15 protein-coding genes and 1 tRNA gene are annotated in these 22,477 nt (G+C 42.9%); 14 read left to right on the forward strand and 2 right to left on the reverse strand.

All coding sequences use genetic code 11. From position 1 onward, the window contains the following. The first annotated feature begins 30 nt into the window (after positions 1-30). The 5 genes from R8N23_RS00265 (at position 31) to R8N23_RS00285 (ending at position 5,621) form a co-directional block, all read left to right on the forward strand. On the forward strand, positions 31-804 hold the full coding sequence (locus tag R8N23_RS00265) for a class I SAM-dependent methyltransferase (protein WP_318169549.1): 774 nt from the start codon (positions 31-33) through the stop codon (positions 802-804). 32 nt (positions 805-836) lie between these two features. Next, positions 837-1,061, forward strand: coding sequence for a hypothetical protein (locus tag R8N23_RS00270; protein ID WP_318169550.1), 225 nt, complete (start codon positions 837-839; stop codon positions 1,059-1,061). A 252-nt stretch (positions 1,062-1,313) separates the two neighbouring features. Beyond that, positions 1,314-1,388, forward strand: a tRNA-Val gene (locus R8N23_RS00275). A 239-nt stretch (positions 1,389-1,627) separates the two neighbouring features. Continuing rightward, the gene (locus tag R8N23_RS00280) at positions 1,628-4,906 is read left to right on the forward strand and encodes a VPS10 domain-containing protein (RefSeq protein ID WP_318169551.1); all 3,279 of its coding nucleotides are present in this window, start codon (positions 1,628-1,630) and stop codon (positions 4,904-4,906) included. Between the two features lie 163 nt (positions 4,907-5,069). Next, entirely contained in the window at positions 5,070-5,621 is a 552-nt protein-coding gene (locus R8N23_RS00285) for a YIP1 family protein (protein WP_318169552.1), read from the forward strand. A gap of 241 nt (positions 5,622-5,862) precedes the next feature. Here R8N23_RS00285 and R8N23_RS00290 read toward each other — a convergent pair whose 3' ends face one another. Together R8N23_RS00290 and R8N23_RS00295 are read right to left on the reverse strand one after the other, a co-directional pair. Beyond that, positions 5,863-7,134: a S28 family serine protease gene (locus R8N23_RS00290; RefSeq protein WP_318169553.1), complete on the reverse strand. Its 1,272-nt coding sequence runs from the start codon at positions 7,132-7,134 to the stop codon at positions 5,863-5,865. Between the two features lie 182 nt (positions 7,135-7,316). Next, on the reverse strand, positions 7,317-8,195 hold the full coding sequence (locus R8N23_RS00295) for an AraC family transcriptional regulator (RefSeq protein ID WP_318169554.1): 879 nt from the start codon (positions 8,193-8,195) through the stop codon (positions 7,317-7,319). A 278-nt stretch (positions 8,196-8,473) separates the two neighbouring features. Here R8N23_RS00295 and R8N23_RS00300 point away from each other — a divergent pair, with 278 nt between their 5' ends. The 9 genes from R8N23_RS00300 to R8N23_RS00340 all read left to right on the forward strand — a co-directional run bounded on the left by R8N23_RS00300 (position 8,474) and on the right by R8N23_RS00340 (position 22,444). Beyond that, the gene (locus R8N23_RS00300; protein WP_318169555.1) at positions 8,474-9,394 is read left to right on the forward strand and encodes a dihydrodipicolinate synthase family protein; all 921 of its coding nucleotides are present in this window, start codon (positions 8,474-8,476) and stop codon (positions 9,392-9,394) included. A gap of 113 nt (positions 9,395-9,507) precedes the next feature. Beyond that, positions 9,508-11,088, forward strand: coding sequence for an aldehyde dehydrogenase (NADP(+)) (locus R8N23_RS00305; RefSeq protein WP_318169556.1), 1,581 nt, complete (start codon positions 9,508-9,510; stop codon positions 11,086-11,088). Then, positions 11,085-12,833: a DUF885 domain-containing protein gene (locus R8N23_RS00310; RefSeq protein ID WP_318169557.1), complete on the forward strand. Its 1,749-nt coding sequence runs from the start codon at positions 11,085-11,087 to the stop codon at positions 12,831-12,833. Before R8N23_RS00305 ends, R8N23_RS00310 begins: the two co-directional genes overlap by 4 nt. Positions 12,834-12,888: 55 nt before the next feature. Beyond that, positions 12,889-13,848, forward strand: a complete 960-nt coding sequence (locus R8N23_RS00315) for an ornithine cyclodeaminase family protein (RefSeq protein ID WP_318169558.1) — start codon at positions 12,889-12,891, stop codon at positions 13,846-13,848. Continuing rightward, complete coding sequence (locus R8N23_RS00320; RefSeq protein ID WP_318169559.1) at positions 13,841-14,842, forward strand: 4-hydroxyproline epimerase; 1,002 nt, start codon at positions 13,841-13,843, stop codon at positions 14,840-14,842. Before R8N23_RS00315 ends, R8N23_RS00320 begins: the two co-directional genes overlap by 8 nt. A 99-nt stretch (positions 14,843-14,941) precedes the next feature. Continuing rightward, positions 14,942-16,186 carry an NAD(P)/FAD-dependent oxidoreductase gene (locus tag R8N23_RS00325; RefSeq protein WP_318169560.1) on the forward strand — a complete coding sequence of 415 codons (1,245 nt, stop codon included), beginning with the start codon at positions 14,942-14,944 and terminating at the stop codon, positions 16,184-16,186. Between the two features lie 7 nt (positions 16,187-16,193). Then, a complete protein-coding gene (locus tag R8N23_RS00330; RefSeq protein ID WP_318169561.1) occupies positions 16,194-17,249 on the forward strand; it encodes a proline racemase family protein in 1,056 nt (351 codons plus the stop codon). A gap of 340 nt (positions 17,250-17,589) precedes the next feature. After that, positions 17,590-20,862, forward strand: a complete 3,273-nt coding sequence (locus tag R8N23_RS00335) for a SusC/RagA family TonB-linked outer membrane protein (protein WP_318169562.1) — start codon at positions 17,590-17,592, stop codon at positions 20,860-20,862. A gap of 28 nt (positions 20,863-20,890) precedes the next feature. Continuing rightward, positions 20,891-22,444, forward strand: a complete 1,554-nt coding sequence (locus R8N23_RS00340; RefSeq protein ID WP_318169563.1) for a SusD/RagB family nutrient-binding outer membrane lipoprotein — start codon at positions 20,891-20,893, stop codon at positions 22,442-22,444. Positions 22,445-22,477: the final 33 nt, after the last annotated feature.

The raw sequence follows: 22,477 nt of genomic DNA on the forward strand, positions 1-22,477 counted from the left end.
ACGTATAAAATTGGCTTATTTTTGCGGCCTATGGCAACATACACTACAGAAATAGCGTCGGACAAAATCATCTCCGACAACCCAATACACCAAAGATTGCTTCAGGCTTATTATGAAGCCAAGCCTTACATCAAAGGAAAAGTGCTAGAACCTGGTTGTGGAGAAGGTCGAGGAATTGCGGTACTTTCTCCATTAGCAGAGACCTATTTAGCGCTAGATAAAATCGAAGAAGTGGTAGAAAATCTGAAACCACAATTTCCGGAAGTTGAATTTAGAGCAGCGGTGTTTCCTCCATTTGATAATATAGAGGATAATTCAATCGACACGATAATCACTTTTCAGGTGATCGAACATATCAAGAACGACAAGCTTTTTCTACAAGAAATTCACCGGGTATTAAAACCAGGTGGGCAAGCCGTGATTACCACACCCAATATTAAGATGTCCCTTTCGAGAAACCCATGGCATGAGCGCGAATACACCAATCAGGAATTGAAAGACCTCGCCGGTAATATTTTTTCCAAAGTAGAAATGAAAGGTATTGCGGGTAATGAAAAAGTGATGGAATATCATGAGCAGAATAGAGCGTCAGTAGCTCGAATTACTCGATTCGATGTTTTCAATTTACAATACAGACTACCAAACGCACTGTTAAGAATTCCTTATGACTTGCTCAACAGGCTCAATCGAAACAACCTTCAAAAACAAGATGAAGGGCTAGTAACCGAGATAGATCGAAGTGATTATTTCCTTAGAGAGGAGCACGAAGAAAACCTTGATCTTTTTTGTGTAGTTACAAAATGATGTAGATTGGTGAAAACTAATCTGATCTATTTATGGCTTGGGGAAAGAAACCATGGCAAGGGGGTTCTGAAAAGGATGCTAACATAACTTCAAGAAAGGAAGAACGTGAGTACGAATTTGATGCATTCAACTTCACTAGCCAATATAGAAGCAAAAAAGAAGCGAATAGCACCTTAAAGGGTGGACTGATCCTAATCGGTTTAATAGTTTTTGGTATGTTATTTTTAGTTTTATTGGCAGCAGTTTTTGGAAACTAAGAAACATATCGAAAATAAGCATTCGGTACCTCTTCGGAAAATACCCAAAGCATCTTGGTATTCAAAATTCAAAAGTCCATACCAAAGTAACAGAGAGCTCAAAAATTATTTCAAAGGCGGACTTATCTTGATTTCTTTTATGGCACTATTTTTTGGATTGCTTTATTGATTAGTCGTCACTTATCTCTAGCAACTAGCCTACCATTTTCATTGAAAATTGCGGACATTAAATATATTTGCACCCACGCAACCGGGTCGTTAGCTCAGCTGGTTTAGAGCACCGCCTTGACAGGGCGGGGGTCGCTGGTTCGAATCCAGTACGACCCACTTCAATGGCAGCCTTTTGGCTGTCATTTTTTATTTATGCCATTGGATGAGAACCTTAAGTTCGAAATCGAATCGCTAAAAGCGATGAAGATTCATGAGGGGTAGAGCGCATGGCGGTGCGTATGAGTAATCCAGTACGACCCACTCAAACCAAAAATCCACCATTTCCATTTTTTTGATTTGTTACTAACCTTCTGTTTGATGTACCTTTCTTATTCTATTGAATTAAAAACCAAGAAATGAAACATCTATTAACCCTTCTTCTCATTACTGCTACGCTGGTCGCTCCAGCACAGAGCAAAAAGAAATTCTCTATTCAAAAAGCTGAAGAATCAGCATTGAGCCAGACTTCGTTCGATGGCCTAAAATTTCGTCACGTCGGGCCAGCACTGATGTCTGGTCGAATCGCCGACTTTGCCGTAAACCCTGATGACCCCACGGAATACTATGTAGCCGTGGCTTCAGGAGGTGTGTGGAAAACCACCAACAATGGCAACACCTACGAACCCATATTTGACAGCCAAGGCAGTTACTCTACTGGAGTAGTTACCATGGATCCCAACAATCACAATGTGATCTGGGTAGGCACAGGTGAAAACAACAACCAGCGAAGTGTGGCCTACGGTGATGGGGTTTACAAATCACTAGATGGTGGTAAAACTTGGAAAAACATGGGCTTAGAAAAATCAGAGCATATTGGCTCGATCGTAGTAGATCCAAACAATTCAGACATAGTATATGTGGCTGCCATCGGGCCGCTTTGGAGTGATGGAGGAGACAGAGGCCTATACAAAACCACCAATGGTGGAGATACTTGGCACCGAGTCTTGCATATCGACAAGCACACCGGTGTAAACGAAGTCCATCTAGACCCAAGAAATCCAGAAGTGCTCTATGCCACCGCACATCAAAGAAGACGCCATGTTTTTACCTACATCGGTGGTGGCCCTGGTTCTGGTATCCACAAGTCAACAGACGGTGGAAAAACATGGAAAGAAATCAACAGCGGTTTACCAAAAGTTGATTTGGGGCGAATAGGCTTGGCCATTTCACCGGCTAATCCTGAATACATCTATGCCATCGTAGAAGCCGCTCGCGGCGAAGGAGGGTTTTATATTTCGACCACAAGGGGCGAGTCATGGGAGAAAAGAGGTAGTTATGTTTCAAGTGGAAATTACTACCAAGAAATTGTGCCTGACCCTGTAAATCCAGATAAAATCTATGCCATGGACACTTGGATGCAGGTTTCGGTAGACGGCGGTCGAACTTTCAAAAATGTAGGTGAGGATTCCAAACATGTAGACAATCACTGCCTTTGGATCAATCCTGAAAACACCAAGCACTTATTGGCTGGATGTGACGGTGGCATTTATGAAACATGGAACAGCGGTAAGCACTGGTCATACAAAGCCAATTTATCCATCACACAGTTCTACAAAGTATCTGTAGACAACGCCAAGCCTTTTTACCATATCTATGGCGGAACTCAGGATAACTTAAGCATGGGCGGCCCATCTCGTACAGTGAGTGCCAGCAGCATTGTGAATTCGGACTGGTACATTACGCAAAATGGAGATGGCTTCGAAACGCAAATCGATCCTGATAACACAGATATCGTCTATGCGCAATATCAATATGGTGGCTTGACACGATTCGACAAAAAAAGTGGAGAGCAAAAAGGCATTCAACCCAAACCAAGAAAAGGAGAAAATGAATACCGATGGAACTGGGATGCGCCCTTGCAGGTTAGCAACCACAAACCGCAAAGACTGTACTTTGCGGCCAACAAGCTATTCCGTAGTGACGACCGAGGGGATAGCTGGGAAGTGCTGGGCGATGACCTTACTGCTCAAATAGACAGAAACAAACTGGAAGTCATGGACCGTATCTGGAGTGTGGACGCTGTTGCTAAAAATGGCTCTACTTCACCTTACGGAACCATCGTGGCTTTTTCCGAATCTCCATTGGATGAAAATCTACTCGTGGTAGGCACAGATGACGGACTGATTCAAATCTCCAAAAACGGCGGACAATCCTGGAATAAATCTTCTAACTTTCCCGGCATTCCAGCCAATACATATGTGAATATGGTATTCACTTCGAAACACGACAAGAATGTCATCTACGCCGTTTTCAACGATCACAAACGAGGCAACTTCAAGCCTTACCTTTTGAAATCTTATGATCAAGGAAGCACCTGGACAAGTATCACAGCTAATCTTCCAACAAGAGGTTCTACTTATTGCATCGAAGAAGATCATGAGGATGCCAATCTTCTTTTTGCAGGTACAGAATTCGGTGCTTTCTTCTCCGACAACGGCGGACAAGAATGGAAGCAACTCAAAGCTGGCTTGCCAACCATCGCTGTGCGCGACATGGCCATTCAGAAGGACGAAAATGATTTGGTACTAGGTACTTTCGGACGTGGCTTTTATGTGCTGGATGATTACTCGTCGTTGAGAAATATCAGCAGTGCTTTGAGCAAAACTGCCGAGCTCTTTCCGGTAAGAGAAGGGCTACTTTTTGAATACTCTTATCCTTACGGCCTCAAGGGCAAATCCATGCAGGGAGATAATTTCTATACAGCTGAAAATTTAGGTTCTGAAGTGACCTTTACTTACTTCATCAAAGAGGATATCAAATCGAAAGCAGACCAGCGAAAGGAGCAAGAAGCTGAAAATCTGAAAAAGAAAGCAAACAATTATTTCCCAACTTATGGGGCGTTGAAAGCCGAAAAAGAAGAAGAGAAGCCGACACTGCTCTTTACCATTCAAGATTCAAAAGGAAATGTGGTAAGAAAGTTAAGTACCACTCCGGCTAAAGGCATCAACCGTCTCAACTGGGACTTGCGCAATACACCTAAAGGCCCGGTAGACCTCAGCACACCTGCTTTCTACAATCCTTGGGCAGGCTCCAACGAAGGTACAATGGTACCTCCAGGCAACTACAGCGTGACCATGGCTTCCATTGTAGGCGGCAAAGAAACCGTACTAGGCAAGCAGTCCTTCAATCTGATCCCGATCAACAATACCACCTTGCCAGCAGCGGACAGAGCCGCCTTGGCGGAGTTTATGACCAAGGTCGGTATATTGGAAGGCCGAGTATCTAGTGTAGCCCAGGCCATCAGCGAAATGAATAGTGACATGAAATATATCAAAGCCGCTATTCTGGAAACACCAACCGCACAAAGTGAATTGATGACGACTTACCAATCCATCAAAGACGAATTGAATGCCTTGAGTATTAAAGTAAATGGTGATCCGTATAAATCTGATCTGGACATGGGACAAGTGCCATCATTGAGCAGCAGAGTGGGATCACTGGCTTGGGAACAGGCCACCTCCACTTCAGCCCCTACTCAAACGCATCAGGACGTGTACAAAATCACCGCAGAAGAACTGGAGCCAGTTTACGCTGCCACCAAAGAACTGCTAGAAGTGAAAATGGCCAATTTCAAAAAACAACTCAAAGCAGCCGGCGCGCCGTACACGCCAAGGAATTTGAGATTTTTGGATTAATGCAATTACTCATCATAGGCCAGGGTTTAAACCCTGACCTATGGATTTATGAAATCAAAAGGTGGTGTCAAGACGGCGTCACCTTTTTTGTTTTGGGATTTGGTATAATTGAGTCTGAAAAGAATTATGTGGTATTCAATTGTTATCTATCAAAATACATGAAATGAACCCTTACCGAACCATATGGCTTAGCCCCAAACAAACTTTTAATGAACTTATTTTAACAAAAAACTCTCAACCCTTATATGGAATCCCTTTATTTATACTTGGTTTATCGTTGGGGATAAATATTTCACACGTTATGGGAAGCGTGTTCGGCGAAGGAGATACCATAATTGGTATCATAACGGGAATAATAATTTCTACTGCCTTAATCTTCTTGTTTCTAGGCTTTATTTATCCATGGTTATTGAGAATAATTGGATCATTATGGAATGGAAAAGGTACTCTTAATCAACTTACTAATGTTGTTTCTATTTCATTTATTCCCTACGGAATAATCGTATCCTTTCAAATTCTATTGTTGTCCTTTGGGTTGGATCCTAATTCTGAAAAAGTTTATGGAGGTTTAACGATTGTGGTTTCGATGTGGACATTGAGCCTTTTTATTATCGGTGTTTCTAAAATACAGGGGTTTAGCTACGGCTTTGCTCTTTTGAATATTCTTATGAGCCAATTACCATTTCTATTGTTAAGACTCGCGTTGAGGAGTTAATCTAATAAATCTACTCTTGCCAGACCTGTTCTGGCATCTGCCTGACTAACCGAAACAGATTGCGGAATAAATCCGCAAAAACAAAACTCGATCAAAGCTACTGCTTCATATATTGCGAAGGAGTGTAATTCGCGAATGATGTCCAACACCTCTCATATGCGTTCAAGCATGGCCTACCATTTCACCAAGGTCCACTCATTAAAGAGGCTGTCTCAAAAGTATGAGACAGCCTCTTTAATTTTCATTCCAACCAAACCCTCAACGAGTCATAAATCTGCTGCTGCTGAAGAGAATCCAAATCTTTGATTCTGGTGCGATGCGTACCGTCTGGTTTCACAAACTTCATCGTGCTTTTGCCTTTAGGCTCTACGGCGCAACCGCCCCAAGGATCGAGACCTCCATAAATCCAGATCATCTGCTCGCCCTGATTTTCTACATAATCTTTCACGGCAGGCATGTACCGGTCATTGTAAGTCAGGTCCACGCCCTTCGGTGCAAATGCACGGTGACTGTACCTGTCTTGACTCAGCCATTCGCTCAGATCTGTGGTATCCATCACGTAATACCCCAACTCTCGCATGTGCTGATAGTAAGACGGCAAACCTGATTCGTACGATTGATCAGAAAAGTTGCTCACGCCAGATACACCATTCAGATATCGGTAAGCAGAGTCCAGCGAGGCTTTTTCATCTGGTATTTGGCTGCAATCGCCATTCCATTGCCAAAACGAAAACAGATACTCCAAAATGGCATATTCCAAAGCCACCTCATGGCCAATCGCGAAAGTCAACGAATCAGCTCTGGTTGTTTCAATCATGAGGTTTAGTACCTCATCTTTATTTTTCAAAAGCCTCTTTTGAAGATTTTTCACCTTCTTCCTGCAATCTGAAGACCCCACGCGATTCACCAGCTCCCAAGGACGAACGTCCGCCGTATCCAAAATAATCGGGGCCACATAGGGCACCACCACATCGGCATCTTCAGGATATTTGGATTTATAAATCATAGCGGTTTCTCCTCCCTTGCTGATGCCGGATATCAGCCATTTTCCAGTTTTGTAAATCTTCCGAAAGGCCTGATTGATTCGGTGATAATCCTCCACAGCTTGGTCATTCGTCAGGTACTCCCACGGAATGTTATCAGGCTTAGATTCTCCATAAAATCGATATTCCACGATGATCAAATTCAATCCCAAATTTTTGCTAATCTCTCTTTCCGTCAGATAAGCATCATAGCCGCCCGTCTCCAAATGCACCGGCGCTACATAGTCCGTATGATACAAATAAATGTACTGATCAAAAGTGCCCAATTCAGGATTGTTGTGATCCAGAAATTGGAGTAATTTAACTTTATAGGCTTCCTGATAAGGCTCTCCGAAGGCAATAGCCTCTACCGTGGCTCCAGGGAATAAGTCAATGATTTGATTCTTCAAGTCGGCGTTGACTTGCTGGGTAGAGTGGCACTGAATCATGAGTACACTGATCAGTGAAAGGATTAATATTTTTGTTTTCATAGTTTAATCAATAATTATTGTCATTTCGAACGGATGTGAGAAATCTCATCGGGAGATGGTAGGTACGCTAAGATTTCTCCTTACGTCGAAATGACAAGGAAATTTCAATTGCCAGACCTGTTCCGGCATCTGCCTGACTAACCGACACAGATCGCGGAATAAATCCGCGAATAGCTGCTCGATCAAAGCAACTGTTCCTGAAAATGCACCTTCTGATACTGTGAAGGTGTGTGATTAGTCAAAGACTTAAATTTTCGATTAAAGTTGGATAGGTTCACGAAGCCTGAGCGATAGCACACTTCGGTTACGTTGATTTCTTTGTTGAGTAAAAGTTTGCACGCATGTGCCACGCGGAGTTCATTCAAGAAACTCACATAGGTCTTTCGGGTTCTCTGTTTGAAATATCTACAAAACGCAGAAGGTGTCATATTCGCTACCTCCGCCACTTCGTCTAGGGTGATCGGACGATGGTACTCCTTCATGGTAAACTGGAAGATATCATTCAAACGCTTGCCCTCTGATTCATCCACATTCAAATTATGTGGCTCTTTAGACAACCATTGGTGTTCGTCGGTCTGGCTCAGCAGATTGAAAATATTGAGCAAGGAAATGATCTTAGTGATCCCGTCGTGTTCTTCTATCTCCGTGATGATTTTGGATACTCGTCTTTTGGCATCACCATTCAATCTCAGTCCACGAACGCTTTTGCGCATAAAATCGTTGACACTACGCATCTCAGGCAACTCAAAGAAATCCTTCCCAAAACTTTCTGAATCAAAGAACACACAAATGGCATGGCACATTTCGGTGCTGTCGTCTTCGTAAAAGGATGGGTCGCTCTTCAGAACATGCGGCACGTTGGCTCCAAAAATAAACACATCGCCTTCTGAAAAATTGCCAATGTAGTCGCCTTGGATCACCGTGCCATGCCCTTTCACAATCAGTGTTATTTGGGACTCAGGGTGCTGATGAAGAATATCGTAGAACTGGGGCATAATATCCACCTGTACCCTAAATGAGGAATCGTCTGTCTTCGGAATCTTAAATGGTAATACCTTCATAACTCATCAAATTATCATTTTCTAAATAGCTGCTTCAATGATCAAATGCACCTTATAGTACCACATTTGATTACAAAAGATATTATTTATACATTAATATCAAAACAAACCCTTATATCATGTTAATATAGTATTAGTATCAATCAAATATTGATAAGCCACGCATTTTCGCTTGCTCTACTTTTACAAAAATTTTAAATTGGAATAAAACAACTATTGGAATACCATATCCAGATGATTAACTCCAATTGACCTAAGAATATTTAAACAGTAAAGACATGAAAATTAATTGGCAAGGCGTATACCCCGCAATTACCACCAAATTTGATGCAAACGACAATCTTGATTTGGATGCCTTCAAAAAAAACCTTGAAGTACAACTTGAATCAGGCATACACGGTGTCATCTTAGGCGGTACATTGGGCGAAGCCAGTACCCTCACTGAGGAAGAAAAAGACGTATTGATTAAAACTACAATCGAAGTCACCAAAGGAGACATTCCCGTAGTGATCAATATTGCAGAGCAAAGCACCAAAGGAGCTATAGCCGCTGCCAAAAGAGCAGAAAGCAATGGAGCCAATGGACTAATGCTTTTGCCTCCTATGAGATACAAAGCAGACGACAGAGAAACAGTGGAATACTTCAAAGCAGTAGCTGCTTCTACATCTCTACCTATTATGATCTACAACAATCCGGTGGATTATAAAATTGAGGTGACACTCGACATGTTCGAGGAGCTACTACCTTGCACCAACATCCAGGCGATCAAAGAATCAACTAGAGATGTGACCAACGTGACTCGTTTGAAAAGCAAATTTGGCGACAGATACGCGGTACTTTGTGGCGTGGATACTTTGGCCATGGAAACATTGATCAACGGTGCCGACGGATGGGTTGGCGGATTGGTTTGTGCCTTCCCTGCAGAGACGGTAGCGATCTACGAATTGTTCAAAGCAGGCAGAATTCTAGAAGCCGCTGCGATCAATCGTTGGTTCATTCCACTATGCGAATTGGATTTACACCCTAAATTGGTACAGTACATTAAGTTAGCAGAAGTAGCAGAAGGAATCGGTACCGAGTACGTAAGAGCTCCTCGTTTGCCAATCATCGGTAAGGAAAGGGAAGAGGTTTTAGCTATTATTGATGCAGGTATCAAGTCAAGACCGGAGTTGCCAGATTACAAGGCGCTAGCAGTATAAAATAATTTCAATAAGACCGTCATTGCGAGGAGGCACGACGAAGCAATCTCGAACCCTTAAAAATTAATGAGATTGCGTCGCCACGCTCGCAATGACGGATAAAAATTCACCCCATGCACGGAAACAACAGGATAGGATTCGAATTATCAGACAAAGGAACAGCCACACTGCAATCCTTTAACCCAGCCACAGCAGAAACACGGGCAGGTCAGTTTAAAGGTGCCACAGCACAAGATATTGAAGCGGCCATGAAGAAAGCGGAAATCGCTTTTGATGCTTATCGCCAAACCTCACCTGAACAAAGAGCACAATTCTTAGAAGCCATTGCTGATGAAATTCTGAATCTTGGAGATGAACTCGTGCATGCCGCCATGGAAGAATCTGCGCTGCCAGAAGGGCGAATCGTAGGCGAACGTGGTCGTACCATGGGACAATTGAAATTGTTCGCTTCGCTCTTGAGAGAAGGTGCCTGGGTAGAAGCCACTATTGACACTGCTCAGCCAGATCGTGAGCCACTGCCAAAACCAGACATCAGAAAAATGCTCAGACCGATTGGGCCTGTAGTGGTCTTTACTGCAAGCAACTTTCCTTTGGCCTTTTCTACAGCTGGTGGAGATACGGCCTCGGCACTCGCTTCCGGCTGTCCAGTAGTGGTGAAAGCACACAATTCTCATTTGCAAACCAACGAACTAGTATCTGATGCCATTGCGAAGGCAGCGGAAAAAACAGGGATGCCCGATGGCGTCTATTCTTCGTTGGCAGGAGAAGGATTTGAACTGGGTACTACACTAGTAAAGCATCCAAAAACAAAAGCTGTTGCCTTCACCGGTTCGTTAGGTGGTGGTATGGCACTATACAAAATGGCGATTGAAAGAGACGAGCCTATACCGGTCTTCGCCGAAATGGGAAGCATCAACCCTGTGATCTTCTTACCAGAAAAACTAAAAGCTGAAGCCAACGATTTAGCTAAAACTTACGCAGGGTCAATCACCTTAGGCGTAGGACAATTCTGTACTAATCCTGGATTGTTGATTGGTATCGAAGGTGCGGAGTTGGATCAATTCTGCGACACACTAGCCAATGAAATATCTGCAAGTGCTGCAGCTACCATGCTCAACGAAGGCATTGCCAAAAGCTATACCAAAAACAAAGAAACTTCATTAACCCAAAACGGAGTAAAGTTAATTAGTTCGAATAATGGTGAGACTCCTCGTAACGGTGCTAACGCTGCCGTTGCGAGGGTTTCTGCCATTGACTTTTTAAGCAATCCTAATTTGCAGCACGAAGTATTCGGTCCTTACTCCTTAGTTGTAACGTGCCAAGACCAGTCTCAACTGGACGAAGTCATTGCTCAACTTACCGGGCAATTAACAATTACTTTTATGGGTAGTGAAAAGGATTTCGAATCCTTTGAAAAACAAATTCAAGCTGCCGAGAAAAAGACAGGACGTTTGATTTACAACGGCGTACCAACAGGAGTGGAAGTTTGTGCTTCCATGCAACATGGCGGACCATTCCCGGCAGCTACGGATAGTAGATTCACTTCTGTAGGCTCTGATGCGATCAAAAGATTTGCAAGACCTGTGGCATTTCAAAATGCCCCTCAGTTTTTGTTGCCAGCAGAATTGAAAAACGAAAACCCAAACGGCATCTGGCGCAGTGTAGATGACCACTGGACAAACCAAGGCATATGAAATTAGTAAATAGTTATTGGATTGGGCTTGTGCTGCTAGTGATTAGTTGCGCAGGCCCCTCTGTTTCTGAAAAAGACAAACTTTTCGATATCATCGCTTCCAACGAAGCCTTTGAAAAAAAGGAGTTCTCAAGCTTGTCCGATAACTATAACCGTTTACCAGACATGAGTGAAGCAGCCATTAAAAAAAGGGCCGATTTTACTCGAGACATCATTTCACAACTTGAGGCTATTGATAAAAATCAATTGAGCTTTGAAGATCAAATCACTTGTGCACTTTTCAAATTTGTGCAAGAAGACAAAGTGGCTCAATATGATCTAAATGGCTATCTCAATCCGATATTAGCCGATGATGGTTTTCATATTTCCTTTGCGTTCACACCGGAGTATTTTTCATTTACCAGCAAACAAGATTATCTCAATTACATCGCTGTTCTGGAATCATTTCCTAAATATGTAGATCAGCACATTTCGCTGATGCGAAAAGGACTGGAAATCGGAATGGTTCAGCCTAAGATCATATTGGAGGGTTACGAAGTCACCTACGACAATCATATAGTGGATGATCTTGAAGAAAGTCTTTTTTACAAACCCTTCTTGAACCTTCCCAATCAATTATCTGAAGAAGAAAAAGCTGAGCTATTAGAAAAAGGACAGCAAGCGGTTCGAAATGGAGCCATGGCTGGCTATCAGCAATTCTCAGATTTCATGACCAATGAATTTGTGCCAAACACAAGAACCAGTATAGGTGCGAGCGAACTACCCAATGGAGATGAGTTTTATCGTCAGCGAATCAAGTATTACACCACTTTAGAGTTAAGCCCTGACTCCATTCATCAATTAGGGTTACAGGAAGTAGCAAGAATCAAGGGCGAAATGGAATCCATTATTGAAGAGGTGGCATTCGAAGGGAGCTTTGCCGAGTTCTTGGATTTTCTGAGAACTGACCCTCAATTCTATGCAGAGACACCCGACCAGTTGTTAAAGGAAGCCGCTTGGATATCTAAGTCCATGGACGGCCAATTGCCTAAACTTTTTGGGAAGCTGCCCCGACAGCCTTATACCGTCAAACCGGTACCGGATCACCTGGCACCCAAATACACAGGCGGACGATATTCGCCCGGTTCTTTAGATGCCAATCAGCCAGGCGAATATTGGGTGAATACTTACGCATTGGAAAGTAGACCGCTGTACGTGCTAGAAGCACTTTCTTTTCATGAAGCCGTGCCCGGACATCATTTGCAGGAAGCTTTGTCCAGAGAGTTGACACACTTACCAGAATTTAGGCAGTCGCTTTATCTTTCTGTTTTTGGAGAAGGGTGGGGTCTATATTCGGAATTCTTAGGGTTAGAAGCTGGTTTCTACACAGATCCTTATAGCAATTTTGGAAGACTCACTTACGAAATGTGGCGAGCATGTAGATTGGTGGTAGACACCGGTATTCATGCCAAAGGCTGGACCCGAGATCAGGTGATGGAATATATGGCTGCAAATACTGCGCTCTCCTTACATGAAATCAGGACAGAAACTGACCGCTATATCTCATGGCCAGCTCAAGCCCTGTCTTACAAAATAGGCGAATTGAAAATTAAAGCTTTGCGCAAAAAAGCTGAAGAGCAACTGGGTGAGAAATTTGATATCAGAGCATTTCATGACTTGATCTTATCGCAAGGCACAGTGACTTTAGAAATCATGGAAGAAATGGTGGATCAGTATATTGAAGATAAATTATCAAACAAAGATTAAGATTGCCGCGCTTTGCCTTTCTACAAAAGGCAAGCTCGCAATGACGTAAAATAGGATGAAATACATAGAGGCAGAGGAACTAGAGCAGCTATTGAGCTACGAAGAGTTGATTCCCAAGATCAACGAAGCATTCGCTCAGAATTATAATATCCCTATGCGCCATCATCACCAATACCCCAATCCAAAAGAAGGCATGGAATCTACTTTGCTCCTCATGCCAGCATGGGACAATGGTGAAAACCTCGGAGTCAAAATCGTAAACGTATCTCCAAATAATTCCAAGCACAACCTACCATCCATACAAGGTTTGTACATCTACTTCGATCTGCAAACAGGCACGCCCAAAGCCTTGATGGATGCGAAAAAACTAACGGTTAAAAGAACAGCCGCAGCCTCCGCATTGGCTTCTCAGTATCTTTCGAGGGCAAACAGCCAAACACTTTTGGTGATTGGTACCGGTGCCTTGTCTGCTGAATTGATTCACGCACACTGTGCTGTTCGCCCAATCACGGAAGTGTTGGTTTGGGGAAGGTCGGAAGATAAAGCACAAACTGTTGTTGATTCAGTCAATATCGATGGAGTCAGTATAAAAACCATCGGTACCATCGAACAAGGGATGGCGCAAGCTGACATTATCAGCTGTGCTACGCTGAGTCCTACGGCCTTAGTATTTGGTAAAAACCTAAAGCCAGGACAGCACCTGGACATGATCGGAGCCTACAAACCTGACATGCGCGAGATGGACGATGAGGTGTTGGCCATGGCTGACATCTATGTCGACAATCTGGAAGGCGCCACCAAAGAAACGGGAGACTTGGCCATTCCAATTGCCAATGGTACATTTAAAATTGAAGACATTAAGGCCGATCTATTTGAATTGGCCCAAGGCAAAAAAGAGGTGATACGAACGCCAGAAAACATCACCTGCTTCAAATCAGTAGGTCATGCTTTAGAAGATTTGGCTGCTGCTACCTTGGCCTTTGATAAATCTCAAAAACAACTAACGGATGTCTAGAAAAACATTTTTTTGCGTAGATGCGCATACCTGCGGCAATCCCGTGAGAGTAGTAGCCGGCGGTGGTCCCAATCTGATTGGTGCCAACATGAGCGAAAAGCGCCAGCATTTCTTGAAAGAATACGATTGGATTCGTACGGGTCTAATGTTTGAGCCGAGGGGTCATGATATGATGTCGGGAAGTATTCTCTTTCCTCCTTCTGATCCGAAAAATGACATCGGCGTGTTGTTTATTGAAACTAGCGGTTGTCTGCCTATGTGTGGGCATGGCACGATTGGCACGGTGACCATTGCCATTGAAGAAGGGCTGATTACTCCCAAAGTGCCAGGTAAGTTGAGATTGGAAACCCCCGCTGGGCTAGTCTTGGTTGATTATTTACAAGAAGGCAAAAAAGTTAAGTGGGTCAAATTGACTAACGTCAAATCATACCTAGCAGCTGAAAACCTAACCATAGAAAGCAGTGATCTGGGAGAGTTAACTTTTGATGTGGCTTATGGTGGAAATTTTTATGCAATCGTAGACCCACAGAAAAACTTCTCTGGTGTTCATAAAAACACGGCCGGCGACTTGATCCGGTGGAGCCAGGAGCTGCGCAACAAAATCAACGACAAGTACGAGTTTGTACATCCAGAAAATGATACCATCCGAGGGCTGTCCCACATGCTGTGGACCGGCGACCCTATCGACCCTACTTCCACTGCCCGAAATGCCGTGTTCTACGGAGACAAGGCGATCGACAGGTCGCCATGCGGCACAGGCACCTCAGCTAGATTGGCTCAATGGCATGCCAAGGGAAAATTAAAAATGGGAGAAGAATTCGTGCATGAGAGCTACATTGGATCTAAATTTATTGGAAGAGTGGAAGAAGAAACAACTCTTGGTGACAAGCCTGCCATCGTGCCAAGCATTCAAGGATGGGCACAAGTCACCGGGTACAACAATATTATTATTGATGACGATGATCCGTATGCACACGGGTTTCAAGTGATATAATAACCAACGTCACTTCGAGCGAAGCGAGAAGTCCCCCTGCCGCTTGCAGATCCGATGGGGATATCTCCCTCTGGTCGATATGACGAACAACATGATATAATGAAAATAGCAATAGTAGGTAGCGGAATGATCGGGCTTTGCTCGGCGTATTATTTGAACAAACAAGGGTATGAAGTGACAGTTATCGATGAAGGCGATGGGTCCGACAATTGCTCTTTCGGAAACGCTGGATTTTTCAGCCCTAGCCATATGGTACCCCTGGCCTCTCCTGGAATCATTGCTCAAGGATTGAAATGGATGACCAATCCTGAAAGTCCATTTTATATCAAGCCAAGTCTGAATGTGAATTTAGCGAAATGGAGCTGGCAATTTTTCCGTGCATCCACGAAGAAAAGAGTCGAAAGTGCAGTGCCTATTTTGAACCAAATGTTGATGGAAAGTCGGACTTTGATCGAAGAAATTTTAGCTGATACCAAAATTGACGCTGGCTTCGACAACAAGGGTTTACTCATGTATTGCAAGTCTCAGCATGTCTTGGATGAAGAAGCGGAAATGGCAGAATTAGGAAGAAAATGTGGGCAAAATGTAGATGTGCTATCATCAGCTCAAGCGGAAAAAATCAATCCAGGATTTGAGATTGATACAGTAGGTGCCGTGCATTTTAAAAATGATGCCTGGTTTACACCCAATTCCTTTATGAATGGATTTCAAGATTACCTCAAAAAACAAGGAGTCAAATTCTATTACAATACCAAAGTGACCGACGCTGAAAAAAATCAAGGTCATCTCAAGGCATTGATTACAGATAAAGGAAAAATAGAAGCCGATCAATTCGTAATTGCTACTGGCTCCTGGACCGCGAAATTCCTAAAGCAGCTAGGAATAAAAATATTACTACAAGGAGGCAAAGGCTACAGTTTCGAAGTAAAAAATCCACTGGTTATGCCAAAAACTGCCTCCATTCTCACCGAAGCACGAGTGGCAGTCACACCCATGCAGCACGGCCTGCGCTTTGCCGGTACCATGGAAGTCAATGGCTTAGATCTTTCTATCAATCCCCGTAGAGTACTGGGTATTCAAAAGTCCATACCAGACTACTTCCCTCAGTTCAATCAAGAGTCGTTCGAAGGAGCAAAACCATGGGCAGGGTTAAGGCCATGTTCGCCTGATGGCATGCCCTATATTGGCAAAACCAAAAAGTTCGACAATTTAATTATAGCAACTGGACATGCTATGCTAGGAATCTCTCTTGGTCCAATCACTGGGCAGTTGGTGAGTGAAATCGCACAAGAAAACACACCACACCTGGATGATACTTTGTTAGCAGTAGAACGATATAGTTGAACCCATCATGAACACCTTCGAACGCATACAATCCTATCAAACCTTCACCCCTCCTACCAATTGGTTAAAAATCAAAACTATCGATATGCACACGGGTGGTGAACCGCTCCGTGTCATCCTTAGTGGACTACCCGAATTGAAAGGCAATAATGTGTTGGAGTACAGGAGATACATGAAAGAAAATCATGACCAATTTCGCACTGCATTAATGTTTGAACCTCGAGGTCATGCAGATATGTATGGATGTATACTCGTTCCTCCTAATGATGAAGAAACCGATTTTGGTATCCTATTTACGCATAACGAAGGCTATAGCACCATGTGTGGTCATGCCACAATTGCTATTACCAAACTAGCTGTTGAAATGGAGTGGGTGGATAAAGTTGAACCTATCACTAAAGTGGTCATCGATGCACCCTGTGGTCGATTGGAAAGCTTTGCGAAAATTAATCAAGGAGAAGTTACATCGGTCTACTTTCATTGTGTGCCTTCTTTTGTAGTTGGTCTGGATTACGAAGTAGAAGTAGAAGGTATAGGTATAATCAAATATGATCTAGCTTATGGCGGAGCTTTTTATGCCTATGTCGATGCGGACAAGTATGGTATTGATATGACGGAAAAAAACTATCGCCAGCTGATAGAAAAAGGAATGGCAATTAAACACGCTGTGATTAATACTAACAATCAAATCATACATCCGTTCGAACCTGAAATGAGCGAGTTGTATGGTACCATTTTCACTGGAAAACCCCATGCTACTGACATTGATTCTCGCAACGTGTGCATCTTCGCCGCAGGTGAAGTAGACCGCTCGCCTACAGGATCTGGCGTGTCTGGACGTATGGCCATTCACCACAAAAGAGGAGAACTCCAAACCGGAGATTCAATGTCAATCGAAAGTATCATCGGCTCTTCTTTTATTGGTACAGTATACAAAGAAGAAAAGTACGGACCATTTCATGCAGTAATTCCTCAAGTAGAAGGCACAGCTCATATCACAGGTCAAAATGAATTCCTTATAGACCCCAAAGACCCATTCAAAGATGGGTTTATACTGAGGTAAAATCTCATTAGTTTAAAACATTATCATACAATCTTTTATTTGGTATTTTTTACTTCATGAGATAGATTATTTGCATTGTACAATTCATGACATTGTATATAGTTTGCATTTACATCTATTTACCAAATATGTACTTCCATATGTCAAAATAGTATGTAACCCTCCCGAAAAATATCTTCTCCTTTACGTTGCGAAAGACTTAAAAGAAGCCATTCGCAGTATGTAGGTAACAATTCTTTGCGCATCTAATTAGCTGATTCTTCAGCCCTACCATTAAACAGCATGCCCATTCTGATGACGATCAGGCGGGACTGCTTTGTATTATTCAAAACCATTAAGTATGAAAAAGTTTTTACTATTGACATCTGTCGTGTGTACGATGGTGTCGAGCGTGTGGGCACAAAGCACGATCAAAGGAACAGTATCATCGGAAGGAGAAAAACTTCCTGGGGTATCTGTATTGGTAGAGGGTTCTGCCGCCGGCACCGTCACGGACATCGACGGAAACTACTCAGTGGATGTTCCATCAGGAAGCAATACACTGATTTTTACATTCATTGGCATGGCAACCGAGAAAGTGGAGATAGGAGGCCGATCTGTGATAGATGTATCTATGAAAGCTGATGTTCAACAACTATCTGAAGTGGTTGTAACTGCCTTGGGGGTTGAACGAGATCAGGCTTCATTGGGCTATGCAATTCAAGAAGTAGATGGAGCAGCCGTTACTACCGCCAAGGAGGACAACTTTATTCGATCGCTGTCGGGCAAAGTAGCAGGTATCAACGTTAAGGCTTCTTCTACCATGGGAGGTGGAACCAATATTTTGATTCGTGGTAATACCTCACTTACCGGTAGCAACCAGCCTTTATTCGTAGTAGATGGAGTACCGATCAACAACTCTTCTTACAATTCGAGCGGTCAGTTGTCAGGAGGTGGTGGATATGATTTTGGTAACTCTGCAGCCGATATTAACCCGGAGAATATTGAAACCATTTCAGTATTAAAAGGTGGTAGTGCCTCTGCACTTTATGGATCCAGAGCTTCCAATGGTGTAGTAATGATCACTACGAAGAGAGCCAAAACTGGTGTAACTAAAGTGAACATCAGCTCCGGAGTAACATTCTCCAAAATTGATGAATCAACGTTTCACTCCTACCAAAACGAATATGGTGGAGGTTACTCTGATTCATTTCCTACATTTACTTATGACTCTTCGTCACACCCTGATTACTTAGCCGGTTCCGATGGGGATCCATATGTAGAAACCTATGCCGACGAGAGCTGGGGGCCAAGATTTGATGGCTCCATGGTAAGACACTGGGACAGCTGGGACCCAACGGATACTGAGAATTTTGGACAATTGAGAGCATGGGAAGCATCGCCTAACGGTATTGAGCACCTGTTCAAAACTGGTGTGGCACTGAACAATAATATTTCAGTAGAAGCAGGAACAGCCAAAAACTCCATGAGAGCAAGTTTCACAGATTATAGAGTAGACGGCACACTTCCAAATAGTGAATTGAACAGAAGAACGTTCAACGTCACTGCTGTTTCGCAAATCACAGAAAAACTAAAATCTACTCTCAGCGCAAACTTAGTTCGTTCTGAAGCTGTAGGTAGAGCGGGTACTGGATACTCAGACAATGATGGGGTCAGCATCATGGCATCATTTGGAAACTGGCATCAAAGACAATTGGACTTATCCAGAATGGAAAAATGGAAGAACGATGATGGTGTTCAGCGCTCTTGGAATAGAAATGGCCCTACAAATCCGAACCCTGCCTACTGGGACAACCCTTATTGGACACGAAATGAAAATATCCAAAATGATCAGCGGGACAGAATTTATGGAAAATATGAATTGACCTATAAGGCATTGGATTGGTTGTCAATCACAGGTAGAGCCGGTATAGATCAAACAAAGTATACACGTGAATGGAAAATTGCCAAAGGTGGCGTGGTCGAGTATGTAGGTCGTGGTGCGTTCCCGGGTTATTGGGTAGGTAGAGATTTCGAAAAGCAGCAAAACTATGATTTGTTCGCCAGCTTTGAGAAGTATTTCGATGACAGTAAGTTTTCACTAGGTGGTATGCTAGGTGCCAACTGGAGACAGCAAGATTGGGAAAGAGCTTACCTGGGAACGTCGGACGGTTTGGTGATGCCAAATATATATTCTATCAACAATTCAGTAAATGACATTATCGGATACGATGATTACATTCAACAGAGAAAGGACCACGCTTATTTTGGATCTGTAAATATTGGTTACGCTGACATGGTGTTTTTGGAAGCCACTTATCGAAATGAGCACTCGTCTACATTGAATGATCCGTTTGGCTATTATTCATTGTCAGGTTCATTTGTGTTTTCTGAACTGCCAGCGTTGAGTTCTTTCTCAGCACTTTCGTTTGGTAAGTTGAGAGCGAGTTATGCCAAAACTGGAAACGCGGCGGGAATGTTCAGAACGAACACAGCATTTCAGTACGTAGCTGGAGAAAAGCAAAATGGCCTTCCTACTTACTATATGCAGCAGTATATCAACAACCCAAATTTGAAACCTGAACAAACACTTGATTTTGAAGTTGGTGCTGATCTTAAGTTCTTTGAAAACAGATTGGGAATCGATTTTGCATGGTACAGTAGAGTAAGTTCTGACCAATTGCTGTCTACGCCAATTGCCGGCTCATCTGGTTCTAGATGGTATTACACCAATACAGGTGAAATTGAAAACAAGGGAATTGAATTGGCGATAAACGCCACGCCAGTGAAAATCGGAAAGTTCTCCTGGGATATCAATGTAAACTTCTCCAAGTACACCAACAAGGTAACAGACTTACCAGAAAGTTTGGAGAACATTGAGATTGGATCACTTTATGAACTTAAACTACAGCACATCAAAGGTGAAGATTATGGGAGTTTTGTAGGTAGAGATTATGTATATAATGATGCCGGTCAGAGAGTAATCGATGAAGATGGCACCTATGCGTTGTCAGATCCGAAAGTACTAGGTAGTGTCGTTCCTGATTGGGAAATGGGGATTGGTACTACTGTAAATTATGCAGGGTTTAGTGCCAGCGTACTTTTTGATATCAGAAAAGGTGGAGAGATTTACTCTCAGGCACACAGATGGTTGAAAACTACAGGAAACCATGCAGAAACGGTGGGCACGAATGACCTGGGCAACCCGATCAGAAATGATTACCATGACATGATTGATGACGACAACGGTAACCAAATTGCTAACCCTGCTCAAGGTGGAATCATACTAGATGGTGTAACTGCAGATGGTAGCCCTAATGATACCCGTATTAGTGCTTACACTTACAGTAACGACGGAGAAAATCCAGAATCAGCTTCGATTTTCGATGGCGGTTACGTGAAGCTGAGAGAATTATCTTTAGGCTACACCCTACCAAGATCGCTCCTCAGCAACACACCTTTTAACAATGTGAGTATTTCAGTGGTAGGTAGAAACCTGGCCATTTTAAGTAAATCATTCGATGCCGATCCAGAGATTTCTTATGGAGTGGGTAATGTTCAAGGCCTTGACTGGGGTATGCTACCTCGAGAAAGAACCTTTGGATTTAAGGTGAACCTAGGCATTGGAAAATAACATCAGTTAACTGTAAAAGACATTAATTATGAAAAGAATAAATAAATGGCTCGTGTCACTGCTGACAGTGGTGCTTGTCTCATGTACAGATGATTTTCAAGAAATAAATCAGGATGATAGATTTCCAAGCGTTGTAGACCCTGCTTACATTTTAAGCGGTATTCAAATAGACGCTATGGAGAGATACGTATTTACAAGTGACCTGTTCAATAATCAAACAGGAGGAATAGTACAGTACTTTGCAAAGCATCTCTATACCAATGAGAACATATACAACTTTCGAGGAACTATGTTCGATTCCTACTGGGGTCAACATTATAATGCACTTTCAAGAATCCGAGAAGCGGCTAAAATGGTTGAAACCCCTCCTTATCAAATTGCTGATGAAGGAACGAAGACTAATCAAAAAGCAATTTTTGAAATCATGGAGGTATGGACCTGGACACAGATTACTGATCAGTTTGGAGATGTACCTTACACAGATGCTTTAACAGGATTGGATGGATTGCAACCCTCTTACACACCGCAATCTGAAATCTATCCTGATTTAATCAATAGACTGACAAAGACTATAGCCGATATCAATGGCTCTGAGTCTAATGACAGCTTCGGTGATTCAGACTTGTTTTTAGCGGGCGATGCATCGGCATGGGCACGCTTTGCTAACTCACTGAAGCTAAGGCTTGGCATGAGAATAATTGATGCCAATCCAACTTTGGGAGCGTCTACTGTCAATGAGGCACTAAGTGATCCACTCATCAGCTCTTATGAGGAAAGCGTTCAGTTTAGCTTTGGAAAAACCACGAACCGAAGCCCTCTGAGGAGAACGAATGACGGCGGAACTGCCGGATGGGAAGACGTAGTAGCTTGTAAGACTTTCACTGACATTGTCAATGATCGAAATGACCCAAGAAGATCTAGTATGCTATATGATTGGTCACACGAGCCTTATTCAGGTTATCCTGTAACTGACGTTGCTTATCCGAATTTGAATTCAACAGCAGGAGGAGGTTACTATGAGTGGGCCTTCTTAGGTTGGAATTTCAGAAGCTTTGATAGAGATGAGTCCGATGGCGTGTGGCCGCATAACGTGATGGACTTTGCTGAGGTGTCTTTCTTGCTTGCAGAAGCTGTAGAAAGAGGCTTTACATCTCCAGTTGGACAAACAGCTGAAGAACACTACAATGATGGTGTTACATCGTCAATGAGATACCATACTTACTATGGTGATGGATGGCAAACCATTACAGATGCGGATATTGCTGCCTACCTGGCTCAACCAAATGTTGCGTATACCAATGCAGCCAGTGGAGCAACGTGGCAAGAAAAAATCGGTATTCAGAAATATATCTCATTTTACCCATACGGGTCAGAAGCATTTTCTGAGCAGAGAAGGTTAGACTTCCCTGTACTCACTCCTCCAACAAAAGGTGGAGTTCAGATGTCTCAATCAGACATCCCCGTACGCTTACCTTATCCTACTAATGAAGTACTGTTAAATTCTGAAAATACAGCAGTGGCTATTGATAGAATTGGTGGAGAAAATAACATGACCTCTAGAGTTTGGTGGGATGTGAATTAATCAATTAGTTTTCTCATAATAACTATTGTGTTG

It is taken from the genome of Reichenbachiella sp. (assembly GCF_033344935.1).
Lineage (GTDB): Bacteria > Bacteroidota > Bacteroidia > Cytophagales > Cyclobacteriaceae > Reichenbachiella.

Bases quoted from the DNA above. Each gene is read 5' to 3' on its own strand.
- R8N23_RS00340 (WP_318169563.1), top strand. From the start codon at position 20,891: ATGAAAAGAATAAATAAATGGCTCGTGTCACTGCTGACAGTGGTGCTT.
- R8N23_RS00280 (WP_318169551.1), top strand. From the start codon at position 1,628: ATGAAACATCTATTAACCCTTCTTCTCATTACTGCTACGCTGGTCGCT.
- R8N23_RS00285 (WP_318169552.1), top strand. From the start codon at position 5,070: ATGAACCCTTACCGAACCATATGGCTTAGCCCCAAACAAACTTTTAAT.
- R8N23_RS00310 (WP_318169557.1), top strand. From the start codon at position 11,085: ATGAAATTAGTAAATAGTTATTGGATTGGGCTTGTGCTGCTAGTGATT.
- R8N23_RS00270 (WP_318169550.1), top strand. From the start codon at position 837: ATGGCTTGGGGAAAGAAACCATGGCAAGGGGGTTCTGAAAAGGATGCT.
- R8N23_RS00295 (WP_318169554.1), bottom strand. From the start codon at position 8,195: ATGAAGGTATTACCATTTAAGATTCCGAAGACAGACGATTCCTCATTT.
- R8N23_RS00265 (WP_318169549.1), top strand. From the start codon at position 31: ATGGCAACATACACTACAGAAATAGCGTCGGACAAAATCATCTCCGAC.
- R8N23_RS00325 (WP_318169560.1), top strand. From the start codon at position 14,942: ATGAAAATAGCAATAGTAGGTAGCGGAATGATCGGGCTTTGCTCGGCG.
- R8N23_RS00320 (WP_318169559.1), top strand. From the start codon at position 13,841: ATGTCTAGAAAAACATTTTTTTGCGTAGATGCGCATACCTGCGGCAAT.
- R8N23_RS00300 (WP_318169555.1), top strand. From the start codon at position 8,474: ATGAAAATTAATTGGCAAGGCGTATACCCCGCAATTACCACCAAATTT.
- R8N23_RS00330 (WP_318169561.1), top strand. From the start codon at position 16,194: ATGAACACCTTCGAACGCATACAATCCTATCAAACCTTCACCCCTCCT.
- R8N23_RS00315 (WP_318169558.1), top strand. From the start codon at position 12,889: ATGAAATACATAGAGGCAGAGGAACTAGAGCAGCTATTGAGCTACGAA.
- R8N23_RS00305 (WP_318169556.1), top strand. From the start codon at position 9,508: ATGCACGGAAACAACAGGATAGGATTCGAATTATCAGACAAAGGAACA.
- R8N23_RS00290 (WP_318169553.1), bottom strand. From the start codon at position 7,134: ATGAAAACAAAAATATTAATCCTTTCACTGATCAGTGTACTCATGATT.
- R8N23_RS00335 (WP_318169562.1), top strand. From the start codon at position 17,590: ATGAAAAAGTTTTTACTATTGACATCTGTCGTGTGTACGATGGTGTCG.